The organism is Pseudomonas sp. AM4(2022) (genome assembly GCF_036346515.1).
Classification (GTDB): domain Bacteria; phylum Pseudomonadota; class Gammaproteobacteria; order Pseudomonadales; family Pseudomonadaceae; genus Aquipseudomonas; species Aquipseudomonas paracarnis.
The window spans coordinates 167,970-187,016 of sequence record NZ_JAOTNW010000007.1 but is presented as its reverse complement, the minus strand read 5'-3'; the positions used below and the strand labels follow the sequence as shown (position 1 = coordinate 187,016).

18 protein-coding genes are annotated in these 19,047 nt (G+C 61.0%); 7 read left to right on the top strand and 11 right to left on the bottom strand.

The features are described from left to right. Window positions 1-8: 8 nt before the first annotated feature. Together ODQ19_RS12150 and ODQ19_RS12145 are read left to right on the top strand one after the other, a co-directional pair. The gene (locus ODQ19_RS12150; protein ID WP_330210138.1) at window positions 9-1,208 is read left to right on the top strand and encodes an HlyD family secretion protein; all 1,200 of its coding nucleotides are present in this window, start codon (window positions 9-11) and stop codon (window positions 1,206-1,208) included. Next, a complete protein-coding gene (locus ODQ19_RS12145) occupies window positions 1,208-2,737 on the top strand; it encodes a DHA2 family efflux MFS transporter permease subunit (RefSeq protein ID WP_330210137.1) in 1,530 nt (509 codons plus the stop codon). Before ODQ19_RS12150 ends, ODQ19_RS12145 begins: the two co-directional genes overlap by 1 nt. 133 nt (window positions 2,738-2,870) lie before the next feature. Here the strand turns inward: ODQ19_RS12145 and lpxH are convergent, their stop codons facing one another. After that, window positions 2,871-3,620, bottom strand: a complete 750-nt coding sequence (gene lpxH, locus ODQ19_RS12140; RefSeq protein WP_116665196.1) for a UDP-2,3-diacylglucosamine diphosphatase — start codon at window positions 3,618-3,620, stop codon at window positions 2,871-2,873. Further along, a complete protein-coding gene (locus tag ODQ19_RS12135) occupies window positions 3,617-4,120 on the bottom strand; it encodes a peptidylprolyl isomerase (protein ID WP_003174772.1) in 504 nt (167 codons plus the stop codon). Before ODQ19_RS12135 ends, lpxH begins: the two co-directional genes overlap by 4 nt. A 238-nt stretch (window positions 4,121-4,358) precedes the next feature. Here ODQ19_RS12135 and ODQ19_RS12130 point away from each other — a divergent pair, with 238 nt between their 5' ends. Both ODQ19_RS12130 and cysS read left to right on the top strand, forming a co-directional pair. After that, on the top strand, window positions 4,359-6,059 hold the full coding sequence (locus ODQ19_RS12130) for a glutamine--tRNA ligase/YqeY domain fusion protein (protein ID WP_003192174.1): 1,701 nt from the start codon (window positions 4,359-4,361) through the stop codon (window positions 6,057-6,059). 19 nt (window positions 6,060-6,078) lie between these two features. Beyond that, a complete protein-coding gene (gene cysS / locus ODQ19_RS12125; protein WP_330210136.1) occupies window positions 6,079-7,467 on the top strand; it encodes a cysteine--tRNA ligase in 1,389 nt (462 codons plus the stop codon). Between the two features lie 133 nt (window positions 7,468-7,600). On the opposite strand, the gene ODQ19_RS28175 is transcribed toward cysS, so the two are convergent. After that, the gene (locus ODQ19_RS28175; protein ID WP_442962738.1) at window positions 7,601-7,813 is read right to left on the bottom strand and encodes a DUF6124 family protein; all 213 of its coding nucleotides are present in this window, start codon (window positions 7,811-7,813) and stop codon (window positions 7,601-7,603) included. A gap of 389 nt (window positions 7,814-8,202) precedes the next feature. Beyond that, window positions 8,203-8,898 (bottom strand): peptidase E, encoded by a 696-nt coding sequence (locus ODQ19_RS12115; protein ID WP_330210135.1) that lies wholly within the window; start codon window positions 8,896-8,898, stop codon window positions 8,203-8,205. 141 nt (window positions 8,899-9,039) lie between these two features. On the opposite strand from ODQ19_RS12115, the gene ODQ19_RS12110 reads away from it, so the two are divergent. Continuing rightward, window positions 9,040-9,498: an HIT family protein gene (locus ODQ19_RS12110; protein WP_330210190.1), complete on the top strand. Its 459-nt coding sequence runs from the start codon at window positions 9,040-9,042 to the stop codon at window positions 9,496-9,498. 64 nt (window positions 9,499-9,562) lie between these two features. Here the strand turns inward: ODQ19_RS12110 and ODQ19_RS12105 are convergent, their stop codons facing one another. From ODQ19_RS12105 to ODQ19_RS12075, 7 genes are all read right to left on the bottom strand, one after another. After that, on the bottom strand, window positions 9,563-9,901 hold the full coding sequence (locus ODQ19_RS12105; protein ID WP_330210134.1) for a Na+/H+ antiporter subunit G: 339 nt from the start codon (window positions 9,899-9,901) through the stop codon (window positions 9,563-9,565). Further along, a complete protein-coding gene (locus ODQ19_RS12100) occupies window positions 9,898-10,176 on the bottom strand; it encodes a K+/H+ antiporter subunit F (protein ID WP_032880591.1) in 279 nt (92 codons plus the stop codon). Before ODQ19_RS12100 ends, ODQ19_RS12105 begins: the two co-directional genes overlap by 4 nt. After that, on the bottom strand, window positions 10,173-10,661 hold the full coding sequence (locus tag ODQ19_RS12095) for a Na+/H+ antiporter subunit E (protein WP_194438605.1): 489 nt from the start codon (window positions 10,659-10,661) through the stop codon (window positions 10,173-10,175). Before ODQ19_RS12095 ends, ODQ19_RS12100 begins: the two co-directional genes overlap by 4 nt. After that, entirely contained in the window at window positions 10,658-12,340 is a 1,683-nt protein-coding gene (locus ODQ19_RS12090; protein WP_330210133.1) for a monovalent cation/H+ antiporter subunit D, read from the bottom strand. Before ODQ19_RS12090 ends, ODQ19_RS12095 begins: the two co-directional genes overlap by 4 nt. After that, the gene (locus ODQ19_RS12085; protein WP_005789164.1) at window positions 12,337-12,681 is read right to left on the bottom strand and encodes a Na+/H+ antiporter subunit C; all 345 of its coding nucleotides are present in this window, start codon (window positions 12,679-12,681) and stop codon (window positions 12,337-12,339) included. The genes ODQ19_RS12090 and ODQ19_RS12085 overlap by 4 nt, the downstream gene beginning before the upstream one ends. After that, entirely contained in the window at window positions 12,681-15,602 is a 2,922-nt protein-coding gene (locus tag ODQ19_RS12080) for a monovalent cation/H+ antiporter subunit A (protein WP_330210132.1), read from the bottom strand. Before ODQ19_RS12080 ends, ODQ19_RS12085 begins: the two co-directional genes overlap by 1 nt. Before the next feature lie 361 nt (window positions 15,603-15,963). Beyond that, window positions 15,964-16,893, bottom strand: coding sequence for a DMT family transporter (locus tag ODQ19_RS12075; RefSeq protein ID WP_330210131.1), 930 nt, complete (start codon window positions 16,891-16,893; stop codon window positions 15,964-15,966). A 92-nt stretch (window positions 16,894-16,985) separates the two neighbouring features. Here ODQ19_RS12075 and ODQ19_RS12070 point away from each other — a divergent pair, with 92 nt between their 5' ends. After that, the gene (locus ODQ19_RS12070) at window positions 16,986-17,549 is read left to right on the top strand and encodes a helix-turn-helix domain-containing protein (protein WP_330210130.1); all 564 of its coding nucleotides are present in this window, start codon (window positions 16,986-16,988) and stop codon (window positions 17,547-17,549) included. 22 nt (window positions 17,550-17,571) lie between these two features. Next, a complete protein-coding gene (locus ODQ19_RS12065; RefSeq protein WP_330210129.1) occupies window positions 17,572-18,969 on the top strand; it encodes an FAD/NAD(P)-binding protein in 1,398 nt (465 codons plus the stop codon). Window positions 18,970-19,047: the final 78 nt, after the last annotated feature.

The window sequence follows — 19,047 nt, the reverse complement described above, 5'->3', positions numbered from 1 at the left end:
TATTTGTCATGGCCACTGCCGAAAGCACCAACACAACCGAACAACCCAAAGACACCAACCCCCGCAAACGCAAAGTGATGCTGATCGGCCTGGCGCTGATCGTCATTCTGAGTGTGGTCGGCGTGTGGGCCTGGTATGAATTCTACGGGCGCTTTAATGAGAGCACCGACGACGCCTATGTGAACGGCAACGTGGTGGAAATCACCCCGCTGGTCACCGGCACCGTGGTCAGCATTGGCGCCGACGATGGCGACCTGGTGCATGAAGGCCAGGTGCTGATCAACTTCGACCCCAACGACGCCGCCGTCGGCCTGCAAAGTGCCCAGGCCAATCTGGCCCGCACCGTACGCCAAGTGCGCGGTTTGTACAGCAACGTCGATGGTATGAAAGCCCAGGTCAATGCGCAGAAAGCCGATGTGCAAACCGCCCAGGACAACTACAACCGCCGTAAGACCTTGGCCCAGGGCGGCGCGATCTCCCAGGAAGAACTGTCCCACGCCCGCGACAGCCTGACCGCCGCCAAGAACGCCTTGACCAACCTTGAGCAACAACTGAAAACCACCAATGCCCTGGTGGATGACACGGTGATTTCGTCCCACCCCGACGTGCAAGCCGCCGCTGCACAACTGCGTCAGGCCTACCTGACCAATGCGCGCAGCACCTTGATCGCGCCGGTTACCGGCTATGTGGCCAAGCGCACCGTGCAACTGGGCCAACGTGTGCAGCCTGGCACCGCGCTGATGGCGGTGATCCCGCTGGACCAGCTGTGGATCGATGCCAACTTCAAGGAAACCCAACTGCGGGATATGCGCATCGGCCAGCCGGTGGATATCGAGTCGGACATCTACGGCAGCGACGTGAAGTACAGCGGCACCGTCGACAGCCTTGGCGCGGGCACCGGCAGCGCGTTCGCCTTGCTGCCTGCACAGAACGCCACCGGCAACTGGATCAAGATCGTGCAGCGGGTACCGGTGCGCATCCATATCAACGCCGAAGAGCTGGCCAAACACCCGCTGCGCGTGGGCTTGAGCACGGTGGTCAATGTCGACCTGCACGACCAGAGCGGCCCGGTGCTGGCGCAACAAGCGCCGCAAAAAGCCTCGTTCACCACCAACGTGTATGACCGCCAACTGGCCGAAGCCGATGCCATGATCAACCAGTTGATCCATGACAACAGCGTCGCCGCTCCCAAGGCTGCGCAACGCTGATGAGCAATAACGCCTCGTTCACGCCGCCCAGCCTGTTGATGGCCACTATTGGCCTGTCGCTGGCGACCTTTATGCAGGTGCTCGACACCACCATCGCCAACGTGGCGTTGCCGACTATCTCCGGCAACCTGGGGGTGAGTTCGGAGCAGGGCACCTGGGTGATCACCTCGTTTGCGGTGAGCAACGCCATCGCCTTGCCGCTCACCGGTTGGTTGAGCCGGCGCTTTGGCGAGGTGAAGCTGTTTTTGTGGGCGACCCTGCTGTTTGTGCTGGCGTCGTTCCTGTGCGGTATCTCCACCTCGATGCCCGAGCTGATCGGCTTTCGGGTGCTGCAAGGCTTGGTCGCCGGGCCGTTGTACCCGATGACGCAGACGCTGTTGATTGCGGTCTACCCGCCGGCCAAGCGCGGCATGGCCCTGGCGTTATTGGCGATGGTCACGGTGGTGGCGCCGATTGCAGGTCCCATCCTCGGAGGCTGGATCACCGACAGCTACAGTTGGCCGTGGATCTTTTTCATCAACGTGCCCATCGGTATCTTCGCGGTGATGGTGGTGCGTGCGCAGCTGAAAAAGCGCCCGGTGGTCACCAGCTACCAGCCGATGGACTACGTTGGGCTGCTGAGCCTGATCGTCGGGGTGGGAGCCTTGCAGATCATCCTCGACAAGGGCAATGACCTGGACTGGTTCGAGTCCAACTTCATCATCATCGGTGCGGCCATTTCGGTGATTGCCCTGGCGGTGTTCGTGATCTGGGAAATGACCGACAAGCACCCGGTGGTCAACCTGCGGTTGTTCGCGCACCGTAACTTCCGTATCGGCACCATTGTGTTGATCCTCGGTTATGCGGGCTTTTTCGGCATCAACCTGATCCTGCCCCAGTGGCTGCAAACCCAGATGGGCTATACCGCCACCTGGGCCGGGCTGGCGGTGGCGCCGATCGGCATTCTACCGGTGCTGATGTCGCCGTTCGTGGGCAAGTACGCGCACAAGTTCGACCTGCGCCTGCTGGCGGGCCTGGCGTTCCTGGCGATTGGCTTGAGCTGCTTCATGCGCGCCGGTTTCACCAACGAAGTGGACTTCACCCACATCGCCATGGTGCAGCTGTTCATGGGCATCGGCGTGGCGCTGTTCTTCATGCCGACCTTGAGCATCCTGATGTCCGACCTGCCACCGCACCAGATTGCCGATGGTGCTGGGCTGGCGACCTTCCTACGCACCTTGGGCGGCAGCTTTGCGGCTTCGCTGACCACCTGGATCTGGATCCGCCGGGCCGACCAGCACCATGCCTACATGAGCGAGAACATGACCGTCTACGACTCGTCCACCCGCGATGCCTTGCAGGCGCTGGGTGGGGCAGGGCAGAAGGCCTATACCCAGCTGGACCAGATTCTCACCAGCCAGGCGTACATGATGTCCACCGTGGATTACTTCACGTTGCTGGGGTGGATGTTCATGGGCTTGATGTTGCTGGTGTGGCTGGCCAAGCCGCCGTTTACCGCAAAGGCCGGGCCTGCGGCGTCGGGGCACTGATCATAAGGTCAGCGCGGTTCCTGTGGGAGCTGGCTTGCCTGCGATAGCATCACCTCGGTGCATCTGATACACCGAGGTGTCTGCATCGCAGGCAAGCCAGCTCCCACAGGTTGATCGGTGTCGTGTCGCAGGGTTATGCGCCTGGCAATGCCAACTGCGGATTGACGAAGTCAAACGCCGCCAGTTGAAAGCCTTGCTCATCCACTTGCAACGCCCACCCTTGCTTGTCCCAGTCCCCCAGCACAATGCGCTTGGCCGCCTGGTCGCCGATCTGCAACTTATGGATGGCGGGGCGGTGGGTATGGCCGTGGACCAGGGTGCGCACGCCGAAGTGCTGCATCACCCGTGGCACTTCTTCAGGGGTGACATCGACAATGTCGTTGGCCTTCATGCGCACTTGAGCACTGCTCTCACTGCGCAGCTTGCGCGCCAGTTTGTGGCGGGTGCCCAAGGGCAGGTGGCGCAGGATAAACAGCACAATCGGGTTACGCAGGATGCGCCGCAGCTTCATATAGCCGAGGTCGCGGGTGCAGAGGCTGTCGCCGTGCATCAACAGCACAGGCTCGCCATACAACTGCACGACCGTCGGGTCCTTGAGCAAGGTGGCGCCTGCCGCTTTGCAGAACGCCTTGCCGATCAGGAAATCGCGGTTGCCGTGCATGATGAAAATCGGGGTGCCGCTGTCGCTCAGCTCACGCAGAGCCTCACAGATGGAACGTTGGAAGGGGGTCATGCCATCGTCGCCAATCCAGGCTTCAAAGAAGTCGCCCAGAATGTACAACGCCTGGGCGCCACGGGCGCGGCCGTGGAGCAGATCCAGAAACGCCCGGGTAATGTCCGGGCGCTCCTCTTCCAGATGCAAATCTGAAATCAGTAATATCACCCAACGATCTCGGCTTTCTCGACGATCACGTCTTCGGCTGGAACGTCCTGGTGACCGGCCTTGGAGGTGGTGGACACGCCTTTGATCTTGTCGACAACGTCGGTGCCTTCGGTGACTTTACCGAACACCGCGTAGCCCCAACCCTGCACGTTCTTGCCGCTGTGGTTGAGGAAGGCGTTGTCGGCGACGTTGATGAAGAACTGCGCGGAGGCCGAATGCGGCTCCATGGTACGGGCCATGGCGACGGTGTACTTGTCGTTGGAAAGGCCGTTGTCCGCTTCGTTCTGGATGCTTGGACGCTTGTCTTTCTTCTCTTTCATGCCTGGCTCGAAACCGCCGCCCTGGATCATGAAGTTGCCGATGACACGGTGGAAAACGGTGTTTTCGTAGTGGCCGGCTTTCACGTATTCGATGAAGTTGGCGACGGTGATCGGCGCTTTCTCGGCGTTCAGCTCGATGACGATGTCACCGTGGTTGGTGGTCAGTTTGACTTGAGTCATGTTCACTACTCTTTTCAGGGAATTCGTGGGTGTGGGCGCCTGGGCACCTTACCTGTCTGGCTAAACGTTGGCCAAGGCGCGCAGTTTAGCGTGCCCGGCAGGAATTTCGAGGTGGTTTTTTACCAGTGGTGCGTTAAATGCACCTGAGCCCTGTCAGCGCCTTGACAGCATCAGCTATGATAAGCCCTTTGTTTTGTCTGGCCCCAACCGGCCATGAACCTGTCTGTTCAAGGATCCTATGAGCAAGCCCACTGTCGACCCTACCTCGAATACCAAGGCCGGACCTGCCGTCCCGGTCAATTTCCTGCGCCCGATCATCCAGGCGGACCTGGATTCGGGCAAGCACACGCAGATCGTCACCCGTTTCCCGCCAGAGCCCAACGGCTACCTGCACATCGGCCACGCCAAGTCGATCTGTGTGAACTTCGGCCTGGCCCAGGAGTTCGGTGGCGTCACGCACCTGCGTTTCGACGACACCAACCCGGCCAAGGAAGACCAGGAATACATCGACGCCATCGAAAGCGACATCAAGTGGCTGGGCTTCGAATGGTCCGGTGAAGTGCGCTATGCCTCCAAGTATTTCGACCAGTTGTTCGACTGGGCTGTCGAGCTGATCAAGGCCGGCAAGGCCTATGTGGACGACCTGACCCCTGAGCAGGCCAAGGAGTACCGTGGCACGCTGACCGAGCCGGGCAAGAACAGCCCGTTCCGCGACCGTTCGGTGGAAGAGAACCTGGACTGGTTCAACCGTATGCGCGCCGGTGAGTTCCCGGACGGCGCCCGCGTGCTGCGCGCCAAGATCGACATGGCCTCGCCGAACATGAACCTGCGCGACCCGATCATGTACCGCATCCGCCATGCCCACCACCACCAGACCGGTGACAAGTGGTGCATCTACCCCAACTACGACTTCACCCACGGCCAGTCGGACGCCATCGAAGGTATCACCCACTCCATCTGCACCCTGGAGTTCGAAAGCCATCGCCCGCTGTACGAGTGGTTCCTGGACAGCCTGCCGGTCCCGGCGCACCCGCGTCAGTACGAGTTCAGCCGGCTGAACCTGAACTACACCATCACCAGCAAGCGCAAGCTCAAGCAACTGGTGGATGAAAAGCACGTACATGGCTGGGATGACCCGCGCATGTCCACGCTGTCGGGCTTCCGTCGCCGTGGCTACACCCCGGCGTCGATCCGCAACTTCTGCGACATGGTCGGCACCAACCGCTCCGACGGCGTGGTCGATTTCGGCATGCTCGAATTCAGCATCCGTCAGGACCTGGATGCCAATGCACCGCGCGCCATGTGCGTGCTGCGGCCGTTGAAGGTGGTGATCACCAACTACCCGGAAGGCCAGGTCGAGAACCTCGAACTGCCGCGTCATCCGCAGAAGGAAGAGCTGGGCGTGCGCAAATTGCCATTCGCCCGCGAAATCTACATCGACCGCGACGACTTCATGGAAGAGCCGCCCAAGGGCTACAAGCGCCTGGAGCCGAACGGCGAAGTGCGCCTGCGCGGCAGCTACGTGATCCGTGCGGACGAAGCGATCAAGGACGCCGACGGCAACATCGTCGAGCTGCGTTGCTCGTACGATCCGGACACCCTGGGCAAGAACCCTGAAGGCCGCAAGGTCAAGGGTGTGGTCCACTGGGTGCCGGCCGCTGCCAGCATCGAGTGCGAAGTGCGCCTGTACGATCGTCTGTTCCGCTCGCCAAACCCTGAGAAGGCTGAAGACAGCGCGAGTTTCCTCGACAACATCAACCCTGACTCACTGCAAGTGCTCACAGGTTGTCGTGCCGAGCCATCGCTTGGCGACGCACAGCCGGAAGACCGTTTCCAGTTCGAGCGCGAAGGTTACTTCTGCGCAGATATCAAGGACTCGAAACCAGGTGCTCCGGTATTCAACCGTACCGTGACCTTGCGAGATTCGTGGGGCCAGTGATTCTGTTTAAGGAACTGTCGTGCTAACGATCTACAACACACTCAGCAAGACCAAAGAAGTCTTCAAACCGCTGGATGGCAACAAGGTGCGCATGTACGTGTGCGGCATGACCGTGTACGACTACTGCCACATCGGCCACGGCCGCAGCATGGTTGCCTTCGACCTGGTGACCCGCTGGTTGCGTTTCAGCGGCTATGACTTGACCTATGTGCGCAACATCACCGACATCGACGACAAGATCATCAACCGCGCCAACGAAAACGGCGAGGCGTTCGATGCGCTGACCGAGCGCATGATCGCCGCCATGCACGAGGACGAGGCGCGCCTCAACATCCTCAAGCCGGACATGGAACCGCGTGCCACGGACCACATCCCTGGCATGCACGCGATGATCCAGACCCTGATCGACAAGGGCTACGCCTACGCCCCAGGCAACGGCGACGTGTACTACCGCGTCGCCAAGTTCATGGGCTACGGCAAGCTGTCGCGCAAAAAGATCGAAGACCTGCGCATCGGCGCGCGCATCGAAGTCGACGAAGCCAAGCAGGACCCGCTCGACTTCGTGCTCTGGAAGGGTACCAAGCCCGGCGAGCCAAGCTGGGAATCGCCGTGGGGCCCAGGGCGTCCGGGCTGGCACATCGAATGCTCGGTGATGTCCACCTGCTGCCTGGGCGAGACCTTCGACATTCATGGCGGCGGCAGCGACTTGGAGTTCCCGCACCACGAAAACGAAATCGCCCAGAGCGAAGCCGCCACCGGCAAGACCTACGCCAACGCCTGGATGCACTGCGGCATGATCCGCATCAATGGCGAGAAGATGTCCAAGTCCTTGAACAACTTCTTCACCATCCGCGACGTGCTGGAAAAGTACCACCCGGAAGTGGTGCGTTACCTGCTGGTGTCCAGCCACTACCGCAGCGCCATCAACTACTCCGAAGACAACCTCAAGGACGCCAAGGGCGCCCTGGAACGTTTCTACCACGCGTTGAAAGGCTTGCCATCGGTTGCGCCTGCTGGTGGCGAAACGTTCGTGGCACGCTTTACCGAAGTCATGAACGACGACTTCGGCACCCCGGAAGCCTGCGCGGTACTGTTCGAGATGGTGCGCGAGATCAACCGCCTGCGTGAGAGCGATCTCGACGCGGCGGCAGGTTTGGCGGCGCGCCTGAAAGAACTGGCAAGCGTGCTTGGCGTGTTGCAGATGGAAGCCGATGACTTCCTGCAAGCCGGCGCTGAAGGGCGTGTGGATGCGGCGCAGGTGGAGGCGTTGATTCAGGCGCGTCTGGCTGCTCGGGCTAACAAGGACTGGGCGGAATCCGACCGTATCCGTGACCAACTGACCGCGATGGGTGTGGTGTTGGAAGACGGCAAGGGTGGGACGACGTGGCGGTTGGCTGATCAGGCCTGATCCAGATGTGGGAGGGGGCTTGCTCCCGATGGCGGTAGGTCAGTCAGCTCGTCTGCAACTGGCCCACTGCCATCGGGAGCAAGCCCCCTCCCACTTTTGACCGTGCTCACTTTGCTCGGTCTTCGGATCAGATCTATCCGTGAATTGGTTTGTCTTTGAGTTTTAGCGTTTTATCCACCATCAGCTGAATCCCTTCCAGCATCCGGCAAATTCCCAGAGCTACGCTACGCGGGGTGCCTTCGATCTCAAAAGCCAAATGGCTTGCCAGCGCTTGAACCGACGCAAGATCCTCCGACGCGTTGACCAGCAGCGTCTCGACGTCTAATCCTTCACGTACGGTAAACAAACCATGATCCTCAGCAGATGGCTCTGATTTTCAGACGGGTCCAGGTAGTGATTTACCGCTCGATGAGCGGCAGTGTGAAATGCGGTTGAATCTGACGGTGGATTCGGACTGTCTTTAATCATGGCGTAGCTCCTAGAGTATTGGAGTCACCACCCATCGCTGCGAAACGATATTTGGGTGGCAGCCGTACGCAGGTTCGCAGACCGGGACTCTAGCACCCGGCATACCCGAAGGTATCCCGCGCACAACCGCCATAACATCAGGCATTAAAAAGCGCCCGCTATCTGAGGTGGACGCTGTGCGTCTAGAGTTTAACCGAGCTGCGAAACCCGGTCGCTGAATTTGCAGCGACCGCCAAAGATTAGGCGGCCATTTTCTGAGCGGCAACCCTAAAGAGCTATAGGGCGTTTCCTTGCAATGGGCTCCGAAGTGCTGCTGAGTTCATATGCACTACCAGTCGTGTAGTTATGAACAGTCGCGTGGTGTTCACCGTTCTTGAAATGCAGGGCAACGCCGTCATCCAGCGCGTAGGCGGGGTGTATGTTTTCAAGTCGAACCCGTTCAACAAACGAAGATTCTCTCCCCACCTCTGAACTGAAGTGCGGGCACAGCGCGCCAGGGAGAAAACCCAGTCCGTCGACCAGCGCATATACGCCCCCTGAGTCGGAATGCCCGTGGTCGAACCAGCAGATGGCGCCGGCACTGACGCCGCAAAGCACTTTGCCGTGTTCCTGGGCTTGCTTCAAAAGGCCGGTCACGCCAAATTCACGCCAGATGGCCAGCAAGGCTCGGGTGTTGCCGCCGGCCACATAGATGATGTCAGCCTGTTCAAACAGCGCGGCAACATGACCCGGGGCTGGAAAAGGCGGAATGAAAAACGTCAATGGCACAACGGTGCAGCCGGCGCTTTGGTATTTGAGCGTGAAGTCGGCAATCTTCGCACGGTCATCGCCATTGGCGGTGGAGATATAGAGCACCGTGGGCTGGGCTTTGCCCGACGAAGCGACGATATATTCGTCGATGCGGGTCATGCGCGTCATGTCTTCGCTGGACTCGCCGCCGATGACAATGATGTGTTTATCCATGGTGAACTCCTGTCTCAGCAAGGCGGGCATACCCAGGTCTTAGGACATTTCCCAAAATTCCCGTAGGGTTTGACGCTCATTCCATCCTGGCTTTAGATGATTATCACGACCAAACCCAAGACGAAACTGGCGGTGATTCAAATGGATTGTATTTTCTGCAGCATTGTTCGCAAAACTTCCCCGGCCCATATCCTGTGGGAGGATGGCCAACATATGGCGTTCCTGTCGATCTTCCCCAACACACCGGGTTTCAGCGTGGTGATTCCCAAGCAGCATTACGGTAGTTATGCGTTTGCACAGTCGGATGAAGTGTTGGCAGGGCTCGCGGTCGCCGCAAAGAAAACCGCACAACAGATCGATCGCGCATTCCCCGATGTGGCGCGTACGGGGATGATCCTGGAAGGGTATGGGGTGGATCACCTGCACGCGAAGTTGTTTCCCATGCATGGGACCGGGCAGGACAGCACGTTCAAGCCGTTGAGCTCGAAGGTGGATAAGTTTTTTGCGGCTTATGAGGGCTATATCTCTTCCCACGATCATGTGCGGGCGGATGATGCCGAACTGGCTGAGCTGGCAGAGCGAATCCGGTCTTTCGCCTAGTGCGGTTAAAACTGTGGGAGGGAGCAAGCCCCCTCCCACATTTGGATTATGTTGTCTTCAGCGCTCAGTGGCGGCTGCTGACTTCGGCGGGTACGTCATCACCGGCCATGCGCTTGCGGAACAACGCCGTGCGCGCCAGCAGCAGGGTGGTCACCGGTACGGTGATGGACAGCAAAATCGGAATCAACCACCCGTGCAACACCGGCCCGGATTTGAGCACCGAAAAATAGATAATCGACGCCAACGCCACGCACCATGCGCCCAATGTCGAGGCGAGTGCCGGCGGGTGCATGCGCTGGAAAAATTCCTTCATCCGCAGCAAGCCTATCGCGCCAATCAAGGCAAATACGCTGCTGAGCACCAGCAGCACCCCCACTATCACTTCAACCCATAACGGCATCATTCAATCACCTCCCCACGCAGCAGGAATTTGGCCAGGGCAAACGAGCCGACGAAGCCGAACAGCGCGATCAACAGGGCCGCTTCAAAGTAGGTATCACTGGCATAGCGAATGCCCAGCACCAGCATCATCAGCATCGCCAGGATGTACAGGTAGTCCAGCGCCAGGACTCGGTCCTGGGCGGAAGGGCCTTTGAACAGGCGGATCAGGGTCAACACCATCGCCAGCGAGAACAGGAACAGGCTGGCCAGGATCGCATTGGAGAGCAGGGCGCTCATTCGAAGATCTCCATCAGGGGCCGCTCGTAGGTGGCTTTGAAGTGCTGGATAAACAGGGCTTCATCGTCGAGGTCAAACACGTGCAGCAGCAAGATGCTACGGTCCAGCGCCAGTTCCGACCAAATGGTGCCGGGGATCACCGTGGTGATCATCGACAGCGCGGCAAGGCCGTTGGGGCTGTGCAGGTCCAAGGGGATCTTGATGAAGCGCGAGCGCGGCGGGCGTGTGCCGCAGGTCAGTACACCCCACGCCACTTGCAGGTTGGAGACGATCACGTCGCGGCCCACCAACAGGAACAGGCGCAGGATCACGCCAGGGCGACGCAGGCTGATCGGCTGCGGGCGCAGCGGCGCCATCAGCAAAGGCGCGAGAAAGCCCAGCAGCGCGCCCAGCAGCAGGTTGCCGGGGCTGATCGACAGGTTCAGCAGCAGCCACAACACCCACAGGGCCAGCGACAACCAGGGTGCAGGAAACAGGCGCTTCATGGTTGCACCTCCAGCGCGGCGGCCTTGGCTTCAGGGCTTGGCACCGGACGTGTGGCCATCACCGCCATCACATAGCTTTCCGGGTTGTTCAGGCTCTTGGCGGTGGCCAGGGTGTAGCGCATCAAGGGTTCGGCCTTGAACGTTAACGCGATGCTCAAACCCAGCAGCACGAAGATCGGCACGCATTCGTAGCGACGCAGCAACGGGGAGGGGCGCTCTTCCGGGGTCCAGAAGCGCTGGATGCCCAGGCGGGCGAAGGCGATCAGCGAAGCCAGGCCAGACAAAATCAGTAACGCCACCAGGCCCCAGGCTGCAGGACGGATCGATTCGTCCACGGCGTTGCCCAGGCCCAGTGGGTTGATCAGCGCACTCAACAGGCTGAGCTTGCCGATGAACCCGGACAACGGCGGCATGCCGATAATCAGCAGTGCGCAGGCGATAAAGCTCAGGCCGAGGAAAGCCATGGTCCAGGGGATGACCTGGCCGATCACTGCTTTTTGCTCATCGTCCAGGTTCACGCCCGGGCGCGGGTGCAGCGATTCCATGGCTTTGGGCAGCGCATCAATCTCCTCATCCAGCGGCAAGTCGTTGGCCGAACGCGAACGCTCGATCAGCTCCGCCAGCAAAAACAGCGCGCTAAGTGCCAGGGTTGAACTGACCAGATAGAACAGCGCCCCAGCGGTCAGGCTCGGCTGGGCAAACCCTACCGCTGACAGCAGGATCCCGGCCGACACCAGGATACTCAGGCTGGCCATGCGCTCCAGGCGCTGCGCCGCCACCATCGCCAGTGCCGCGCAGACGATGGTCGCCATGCCGCCATACACCAGCCAATCGCCGCCGAACAGCGCCGAGGCACCGGCCTGGCCGGAAAACAGCAGGGTCCACAGGCGCAGCACGGTGTACACGCCAACCTTGGTCATGATCGCAAACATCGCCGCCACTGGCGCGCTGGCCGAGGAGTAGGCAGGGGCCAGCCAGAAGTTCAGCGGCCACATGCCGGCCTTGGCCAGGAACGCGGTCGCCAGGATCGCTGCGCCAGCGTGCAGCAGGCCGCGATCAGCCTCCGGCACCAGCGGGATTTTCAACGCCAGGTCAGCGAAATTCAGTGTGCCTGTAACGCCGTAGATCATCGCCGCGCCAATCAGGAACAGCGACGACGCCAGCAGGTTGATCGCAATGTAATGCAGGCCGGACGACACCCGAGCACGACCCGAACCATGCAGCATCAGGCCGTAGGACGCCGCCAGCAGCACCTCGAAGAACACGAACAGGTTGAACAGATCCGCGGTGAGGAATGCGCCGTACAGACCCATCAGCTGGATCTGGAACAGCGCGTGGAAGCTAGTGCCCGCACGGTCCCAGCGGGCCATGGCGAACAGCAATGCGCTTACGCCGATAACCCCGGTGAGCACCAGCATCAGCGCCGAGAGCTGGTCCACCACCAACACGATGCCGAACGGTACTTGCCAGTTACCCGGCAGGTACACGCCGATCGAGCCGGGCCCGCCTTTTTGTGTCCAGTACAGCAACAGGACGGCCACGCCCAGGCCGATCATGCTGGACACCAGGTTGATTTTGGCCTTCAGCGGCCGGCGTTTCTCGCCGAGCATCAGCATCAGCGCCGCCGTGAGCAACGGCAGCAGAATCGGCGCAACGATCAGTTGATTGACCCAATTCATTCCTTCGGCTCCCGGCCATCCACATGGTCAGTGCCGGTCAGGCCCCGGGATGCCAGCAGCACCACCAGGAACAACGCGGTCATGGCGAAGCTGATCACGATGGCCGTGAGCACCAGGGCCTGGGGCAGTGGGTCGGTGTAGTTGAGCAGGTCTTGGGGCACGCCGTCCTTGATGATCGGCTCCTTGCCGATAAACAGGCTGCCCATGCTGAAAATGAACAGATTGACCCCGTACGACAACAGGCACAGGCCCATCACCACCTGGAATGTCCGTGGCCGTAGCACCAGCCAGACGCCGGAGGCCGCCAGGACCCCAATGGCAATTGCGATGACTTCTTCCATCAGGCGGCTCCTTCGGTTGCAGCAACGACTTTGGGCTGGTTGCTCGGTTTATGTGCTCGCACAGATTGGTGGCCGAGGGCGGTCAGCATCAGCAGCGTGGAGCCCACGACCATGGCGTACACGCCAATGTCGAAGAACAACGCACTGGCGATATGGATATCGCCCAGCAGTGGCACGTGGAAATGCCAGGTATGGGTGGTCAGGAACGGGTACCCGGCGAACAGCGCGCCAAGGCCGGTCAAGGTTGCCGACAGCAGGCCGAAGCCCATCCAGCGCATGGGCCGCAGGCTCATCTGCGCCTCGACCCACTGGGTGCCGGCCACCATGTATTGCAGGATAAACGCCACCGACATCACCAGCCCGGCGACAAACCCGCCGCCCGGCTGGTTGTGGCCGCGCAGAAACAGGTAGAACGACACCACCAGCGCAATCGGCAACAGCAGGCGCACCAGCACCGCCGGCACCATCATAAAGCCCAGGGCGGTGTCACTGGCCTGGCGCGGGTTGACCAGGTCGGTGGCTACATCCGGTGCCAATTGGCGCTGTTGCGCCGGCAACTGCATGCTTTCCTTGGACGGACGGAAGCGTCGCAGCAAGGCATATACGGTCAAGGCCACGGCGCCCAGTACGGTGATTTCGCCCAGGGTGTCGAAGCCACGGAAGTCCACGAGCATCACGTTCACCACATTGCTGCCGCCGCCTTCGGGCAGGGCACGGCTCAAGTAGAACGAGGAGATATCGTTGGGTGTCTGGCGGGTCAGCATCGCGTAGGACAACAGCGCCATGCCGCCGCCCACCACGGTGGACAGCAACAAGTCGCGCACCCGGCGAATGCGCGCCTTGCGCAAGGTGTTGGGCAATGGCCAAACCTCCTCGATACGCCGTGGCAGCCAGCGCAGGCCAAGCAGGATCAACACGGTAGTGACCACTTCCACCACCAATTGGGTGAGGGCCAGGTCCGGCGCCGAGAACCACACGAAGGTGACGCAGGTCATCAGGCCGCACACGCTGACCATGGTCAGGGCCGCCAGCCGGTGGTACTTGGCTTGCCAGGCGGCGCCAAGGGCGCAGGCAATCGCCAGCAACCACAGGGTGACGAAGACGATGGAGCCCGGGATTTTCGGGCGGTCGCCCCAGCTGAGGCCACTGTTGAGCATCGGGATCATCGCGCCGATTACTGCCAGCAGCACCAACAGGAACAACTGGGTTTGCAGGCGCTTGGTGCTGATGCGTTTCTCGATGCGGCGCACACCGCGCATCATCACCACCAGGCAGCGCTCGAAACCGCGCTTGCCGTTGAAGTAGCCGATCAGCGGCGGGTATTCGAAGCGGCCACGCTTGAGTTGCTTGCGCAGCAGCAGGTACAGCACCACGCCGCCGGTCATCGCCACCAGGCTCATGATCATCGGTGCGTTCCAGCCGTGCCAGATCGCCAGGCTATATTCCGGTAGCGTACCGCCCACCACCGGCAGGGCGGCAGCAGCGAGGATCGAGCCGACCACCTGGGCTGGGAAAATCCCCACCAGCAGGCAGGTGAACACCAACAGCTCGACCGGTGCACGCATCCAGCGCGGCGGCTCGTGGGGCGTGTGCGGCAAGTCCGTGGCGGGCGGGCCGAAGAACACATCCACGGTAAAACGCAAGGCATAGGCCACGCTGAACGTACCGGCGATGGTCGCGATCAGCGGCAGGGCGATTTCCACCCACTGGGTCGACGAGATAAACACGGTTTCGGCAAAGAACATCTCTTTGGACAGGAAGCCATTGAGCAACGGCACCCCCGCCATGGACGCACTGGCGACCATCGCCAGGGTCGCGGTAAACGGGATGAGGCGCACCAGCCCACTGAGCTTGCGGATATCCCGCGTGCCGCTTTCGTGGTCGATGATGCCCGCGGCCATGAACAGCGAAGCTTTGAAGGTGGCGTGGTTAAGAATGTGGAATACAGCGGCAACTGCGGCCAGTGGGCTGTTGAGGCCCAGCAGCAGGGTGATCAGCCCGAGGTGGCTGATGGTGGAATAGGCCAGCAGGCCCTTGAGATCGTTTTGAAACATGGCGCAGTAAGCGCCGAGGAGGAGAGTGAGGGCGCCGGCACCGCCGACGATCCAGAACCATTCTTCGCTGCCGGACAGCGACGGCCACAGGCGGGCCAGCAGGAACACGCCGGCCTTCACCATCGTCGCCGAGTGCAGGTAGGCCGAAACCGGAGTGGGCGCCGCCATGGCGTGGGGCAGCCAGAAATGGAAGGGGAACTGCGCGCTTTTGCTCAAGGCGCCGATCAGCACCAGGGCGAGCATGACCGGGTACAGCGAATGCGCGCGAATCTGATCGCCCGCCGCCAGCACCTGGTCCAGGTCATAGCTGCCGACGATATGCCCCAGCAGCATCACCCCCGCCAACAGGCACAGGCCGCCTGCGCCGGTGACCATCAGCGCCATATACGCCCCGCGTCGCGCATCGGCACGGTGGTGCCAATAGCCGATCAGCAGGAACGAGAACAGGCTGGTCAGTTCCCAGAAGAATACGATCTGGATCAGGTTGCCGGAGATCACCAGGCCAAGCATAGCGCCCATGAACGCCAGGAAAAACGCAAAGAAACGCGGCACCGGGTCGTCCGGCGACATGTAGTAGCGCGCATACAGCGATACCAACGTGCCGATGCCCAGCACCAGCATCGAGAACAGCCAGGCAAACCCATCCATGCGCAACACGAAGTTCAGCCCCAGGCTGGGCAACCACATGAATTCTTCGCGTATCACGCCACCGTGGGCGATCTGGGGGTAGAGCAGGGCGACTTGAATAGTACCGACCAGTGCCACAAGGCCGGCCAACAGGGATTCGGTGTTACGTGCGTTATGCGGCAGCAAGGCCGCCAGACAGCTGCCGATAAAAGGCAGAAGCAGTAGAACTATCAGGGACATAGGCTTCTAATCTGCGGGAGTTTGGGATGCATCATACGTGCCGCTTTCACGATCACCAAACGGCAAGATGTGGCAGGATCCTACAAGGTAGGCTGAAACCTCCCATTTGGCACTGTTTCAACCTCCCTCTGAACTGAAAAGCCGACCCTGTGGGAGCCGGGCTTGCCCTCGCCTACTGTAGGAGCGAGCTTGCTCGCGAAAAACGTCAACGATAACGTGGGTTTGCTGAATGAACGCGGCGCCTGTAAGTTTTTCGCGAGCAAGAACTAGGCGTCCCCCTCGCTCCTACAAAGAGCCTTAACTGACTGGTATTCGGGCTTGCCCGCGATGACGATAGACCTGGCACCACAGTGTTCCCAGGTTAGCCCTGACGTTCCTGTTCCAAGGCATCTGCCTGCTCAACGGCCTTCTGCCCCTTCGTCTTCAACTCACTCACAATCACCGCCACCACAATCAACACCGCGCCCAGCATCGCAATCGGCGGGAACCGCTCCCCGGCGATCCGCCCCACAACGCCTGCCCACACCGGCTCACCGGCATAAATCAACGTCGCCCGCGTTGGCGAAACACTTTGCTGCGCCCAGTTCATTGCCACCTGGATCACCGCACTGGTCAAGCCCAGGCCTACGGCACTGAACAGCAGCAACCACGAAAAGCCCGGCAACGCCTCGCCCATCGGCACCACCATCATGAACGACAGCACTGAAGCCGTGGCCAGTTGCACCACGGTCACCCGGCGAATATCCACTTGGCCGGCAAATGCGCTGATCAAAATGATCTCGGCCGCTATGGCCACTGCACCGATCAAGGTGGCGATTTCACCCGCGCTGAAATTCAGCGAGGCCCCCGCCGGGCCGGTCAACAGCATCAACCCGGCAAACGCCAGCATGATGCCGATGCTGGGCATCAAGCTGGGGCGACGGCCCAGCACCAGCCACTGCAACAGCGGCACAAACGGTACATACAACGCGGTGATAAACGCCGACTGGCTGCTCAAGATGGTTTGCAGGCCGATGGTCTGCAAACCGTAGCCGAACATGATCGCCACCCCAATAAACACCCCGGCCTTCAATTCGAACAGGGTCAGGTCGCGCAGGGTGCGCAAGGAAAAGAGCCCCACCACAATCGTCGCCGCCGCGAAGCGCAGGCCGACAAAGAACATCGGCCCGCTGACAGTCATGGCGTGCTGCACCAGCAAAAAGGTGCCGCCCCAGATCATGGTGATCACCACCAGGATGCATTCGGCTTTGCTGAAACGGTTGAAACGCGAAGGGGAGTTCGGGGCGGTCATGGCGGCTCGGTCTTGCAAGGGGAAAGCACGGACCGCACAATGCGCCGCACGCTGGGCAGTATACTGCGCACACCCACCTATTGAGCAATATAGTGCACAAAGAAAATCCGCAACGGGCTTCGGTCCTGCAGCACGTCAGCCAGAACGTTCGTCGCCTGCGCCATGCCGCCGACCTGAGCCAGACCGCGCTCTCGGAAAAATCCGGGGTCAGCCGGCGCATGCTGGTGGCGATAGAAGCAGGGGAGAAGAACGTCAGCCTGTCGACCCTGGACCGTGTCGCCGAAGCGTTGGACGTGGCGTTCAGTGATCTGATTCAGGCGCCGGATGTGCGCGACCACAGCCGTATCAATGAGCTGGCCTGGGCGGGCGAGATTGTCGGCAGTAAGGCGGTGTTGCTGGCCAAGGCTACGGCACGGCGTGAGGTCGAATTATGGGAGTGGCGGCTTGAGCCTGGTGATCGTTATTGCCCGGACCCTGACTTGGAAGGGTGGAGCGAACAACTGTTTGTGTTCGAGGGCCGCCTGACGCTGGTGATAGGTAATCAGGAAAATGTCATCGAGGCTGGAGAGTTCTTTATGTTCGCCAGCCACCAGCCCCATGCTTATCGCAATGATGGGGACGCGGCGGTACGGTTTGTTCGAAATGTGGTGATTTGAGCAACAATAAGGGCGAACTGGCATGAGTGAATCCACCCGCGTTGCAGATGTACTGATCATCGGTGGTGGCCTGAGCGGCACGATGCTGGCCGTGCAACTGCTGCGCCTGCCGGGCACGCGGCGCATCCTGATAGTCGAACCCCGTGCTGAGCTGGGGCGAGGCGAAGCCTACAGCGCGGTCGAATTGGGCCATACGCTAAACGGCAATGCGGCGCGCATGAGCGTTGACCCGGACAACGCCGACGACCTGACCCAATGGCTCACCGACTACATCAGCGCCGGCGGATGGCCCGAGTCGTACCAACAGCATGTGCCTATCAGCGAACTGTTCCCGCCACGGGGGATTTTTGGCCTGTACGCCCAACAGCGCTTGGCTGAAGCCAGGGCGCGGACTACATCGACCGTCGAGCACATCCGTGCCGAAGCGGTGGACCTGCAAGTCGACGCAATCTCGGTATTGTTGACCCTCGATAATGGCGAGCAATTGCAGGGTACCTTCGCGGTAGTGGCCACCGGCATGTTCCCGGCGGCGCGCACCCCGCAAACCGCATCCACAGGTTTGAACGCTGCTGCACTGGATCCTTGGGATGTATGCGCGATGACGCGGCTCGACTCCCAATCGACGGTGCTGATCATCGGCTCCGGCCTGACCATGGTCGATGCCGTGGTCTCCCTGGAACAGGCCGGACATCGCGGGCCTATCGAGGTTTTTTCGCGGCACGGCTTGTTGCCCCATGTACGCCGGCAACCGCCCACCTGGGACGACTTCCTCGCCGCCGACCACAGCCTGAGCAGCCCCCGACAATTGCTGCGTGAGGTGCGACGCCAATGCCAGCTGGCGTTGGGGCAAGGCACAGACTGGCAGGCGCCGCTGGACACGGTTCGCGGGCATATCGCGCGGCTGTGGAGCCAGGCCAGTGAGGCTCACAAGCGCCAGTTCGTGCGGCATGTACGGCCTTGGTGGGAAAGCCATCACCACCGTTCGCCGCCCTTGAGTGCGCAGTTGGTAGCGCGGTTGCAGGAGCAAGGGCGGTTGCGGATCCGTGCGGCGTCGTTCAAGGGCTTGGTGCCGTCGCAAGAGGGAGTTGCCATTGCGGTGCGCTACCGTGGCGAGGATGTGATCACCCAGGTGTGGGGCGCTGCGCTGATCAATTCCAGCGGCATCGAATACGACTGGCGCCGGGTGGCGCGGCCTTTACCGCGGCAACTGCTCAAGCGTGGGTTGGTCCAGCCTGGGCCGCTGGCGCTGGGGATTGCGGCGGATGCGACGGGGGCAGTGCTGGATGCTCGCGGCCAGATCAGCCCGCGACTGTTCGCCATGGGGCCACCGTTGCGGGGCATGTGGTGGGAGAGCACGGCGGTGACCGATGTGGCGCTGCAAGCCAAGGCGCTGGCCGCCAGGCTTACGACAGCTATCTAACGGATGCCCCAGGGCCAAATGTAGGAGCTGGCTTGCCTGCGAAGAGCCTGAGGGCACCGCGTTTGTTCAGGAAGCACG

Bases quoted from the DNA above. Each gene is read 5' to 3' on its own strand.
- ODQ19_RS12110 (WP_330210190.1), top strand. From the start codon at position 9,040: ATGGATTGTATTTTCTGCAGCATTGTTCGCAAAACTTCCCCGGCCCAT.
- ODQ19_RS12145 (WP_330210137.1), top strand. From the start codon at position 1,208: ATGAGCAATAACGCCTCGTTCACGCCGCCCAGCCTGTTGATGGCCACT.
- ODQ19_RS12085 (WP_005789164.1), bottom strand. From the start codon at position 12,681: ATGGAAGAAGTCATCGCAATTGCCATTGGGGTCCTGGCGGCCTCCGGC.
- ODQ19_RS12150 (WP_330210138.1), top strand. From the start codon at position 9: ATGGCCACTGCCGAAAGCACCAACACAACCGAACAACCCAAAGACACC.
- ODQ19_RS12090 (WP_330210133.1), bottom strand. From the start codon at position 12,340: ATGAATTGGGTCAATCAACTGATCGTTGCGCCGATTCTGCTGCCGTTG.
- ODQ19_RS12075 (WP_330210131.1), bottom strand. From the start codon at position 16,893: ATGACCGCCCCGAACTCCCCTTCGCGTTTCAACCGTTTCAGCAAAGCC.
- ODQ19_RS12065 (WP_330210129.1), top strand. From the start codon at position 17,572: ATGAGTGAATCCACCCGCGTTGCAGATGTACTGATCATCGGTGGTGGC.
- ODQ19_RS12095 (WP_194438605.1), bottom strand. From the start codon at position 10,661: ATGAAGCGCCTGTTTCCTGCACCCTGGTTGTCGCTGGCCCTGTGGGTG.
- ODQ19_RS12130 (WP_003192174.1), top strand. From the start codon at position 4,359: ATGAGCAAGCCCACTGTCGACCCTACCTCGAATACCAAGGCCGGACCT.
- ODQ19_RS12115 (WP_330210135.1), bottom strand. From the start codon at position 8,898: ATGGATAAACACATCATTGTCATCGGCGGCGAGTCCAGCGAAGACATG.
- ODQ19_RS12080 (WP_330210132.1), bottom strand. From the start codon at position 15,602: ATGTCCCTGATAGTTCTACTGCTTCTGCCTTTTATCGGCAGCTGTCTG.
- ODQ19_RS12135 (WP_003174772.1), bottom strand. From the start codon at position 4,120: ATGACTCAAGTCAAACTGACCACCAACCACGGTGACATCGTCATCGAG.
- ODQ19_RS12105 (WP_330210134.1), bottom strand. From the start codon at position 9,901: ATGATGCCGTTATGGGTTGAAGTGATAGTGGGGGTGCTGCTGGTGCTC.
- ODQ19_RS12100 (WP_032880591.1), bottom strand. From the start codon at position 10,176: ATGAGCGCCCTGCTCTCCAATGCGATCCTGGCCAGCCTGTTCCTGTTC.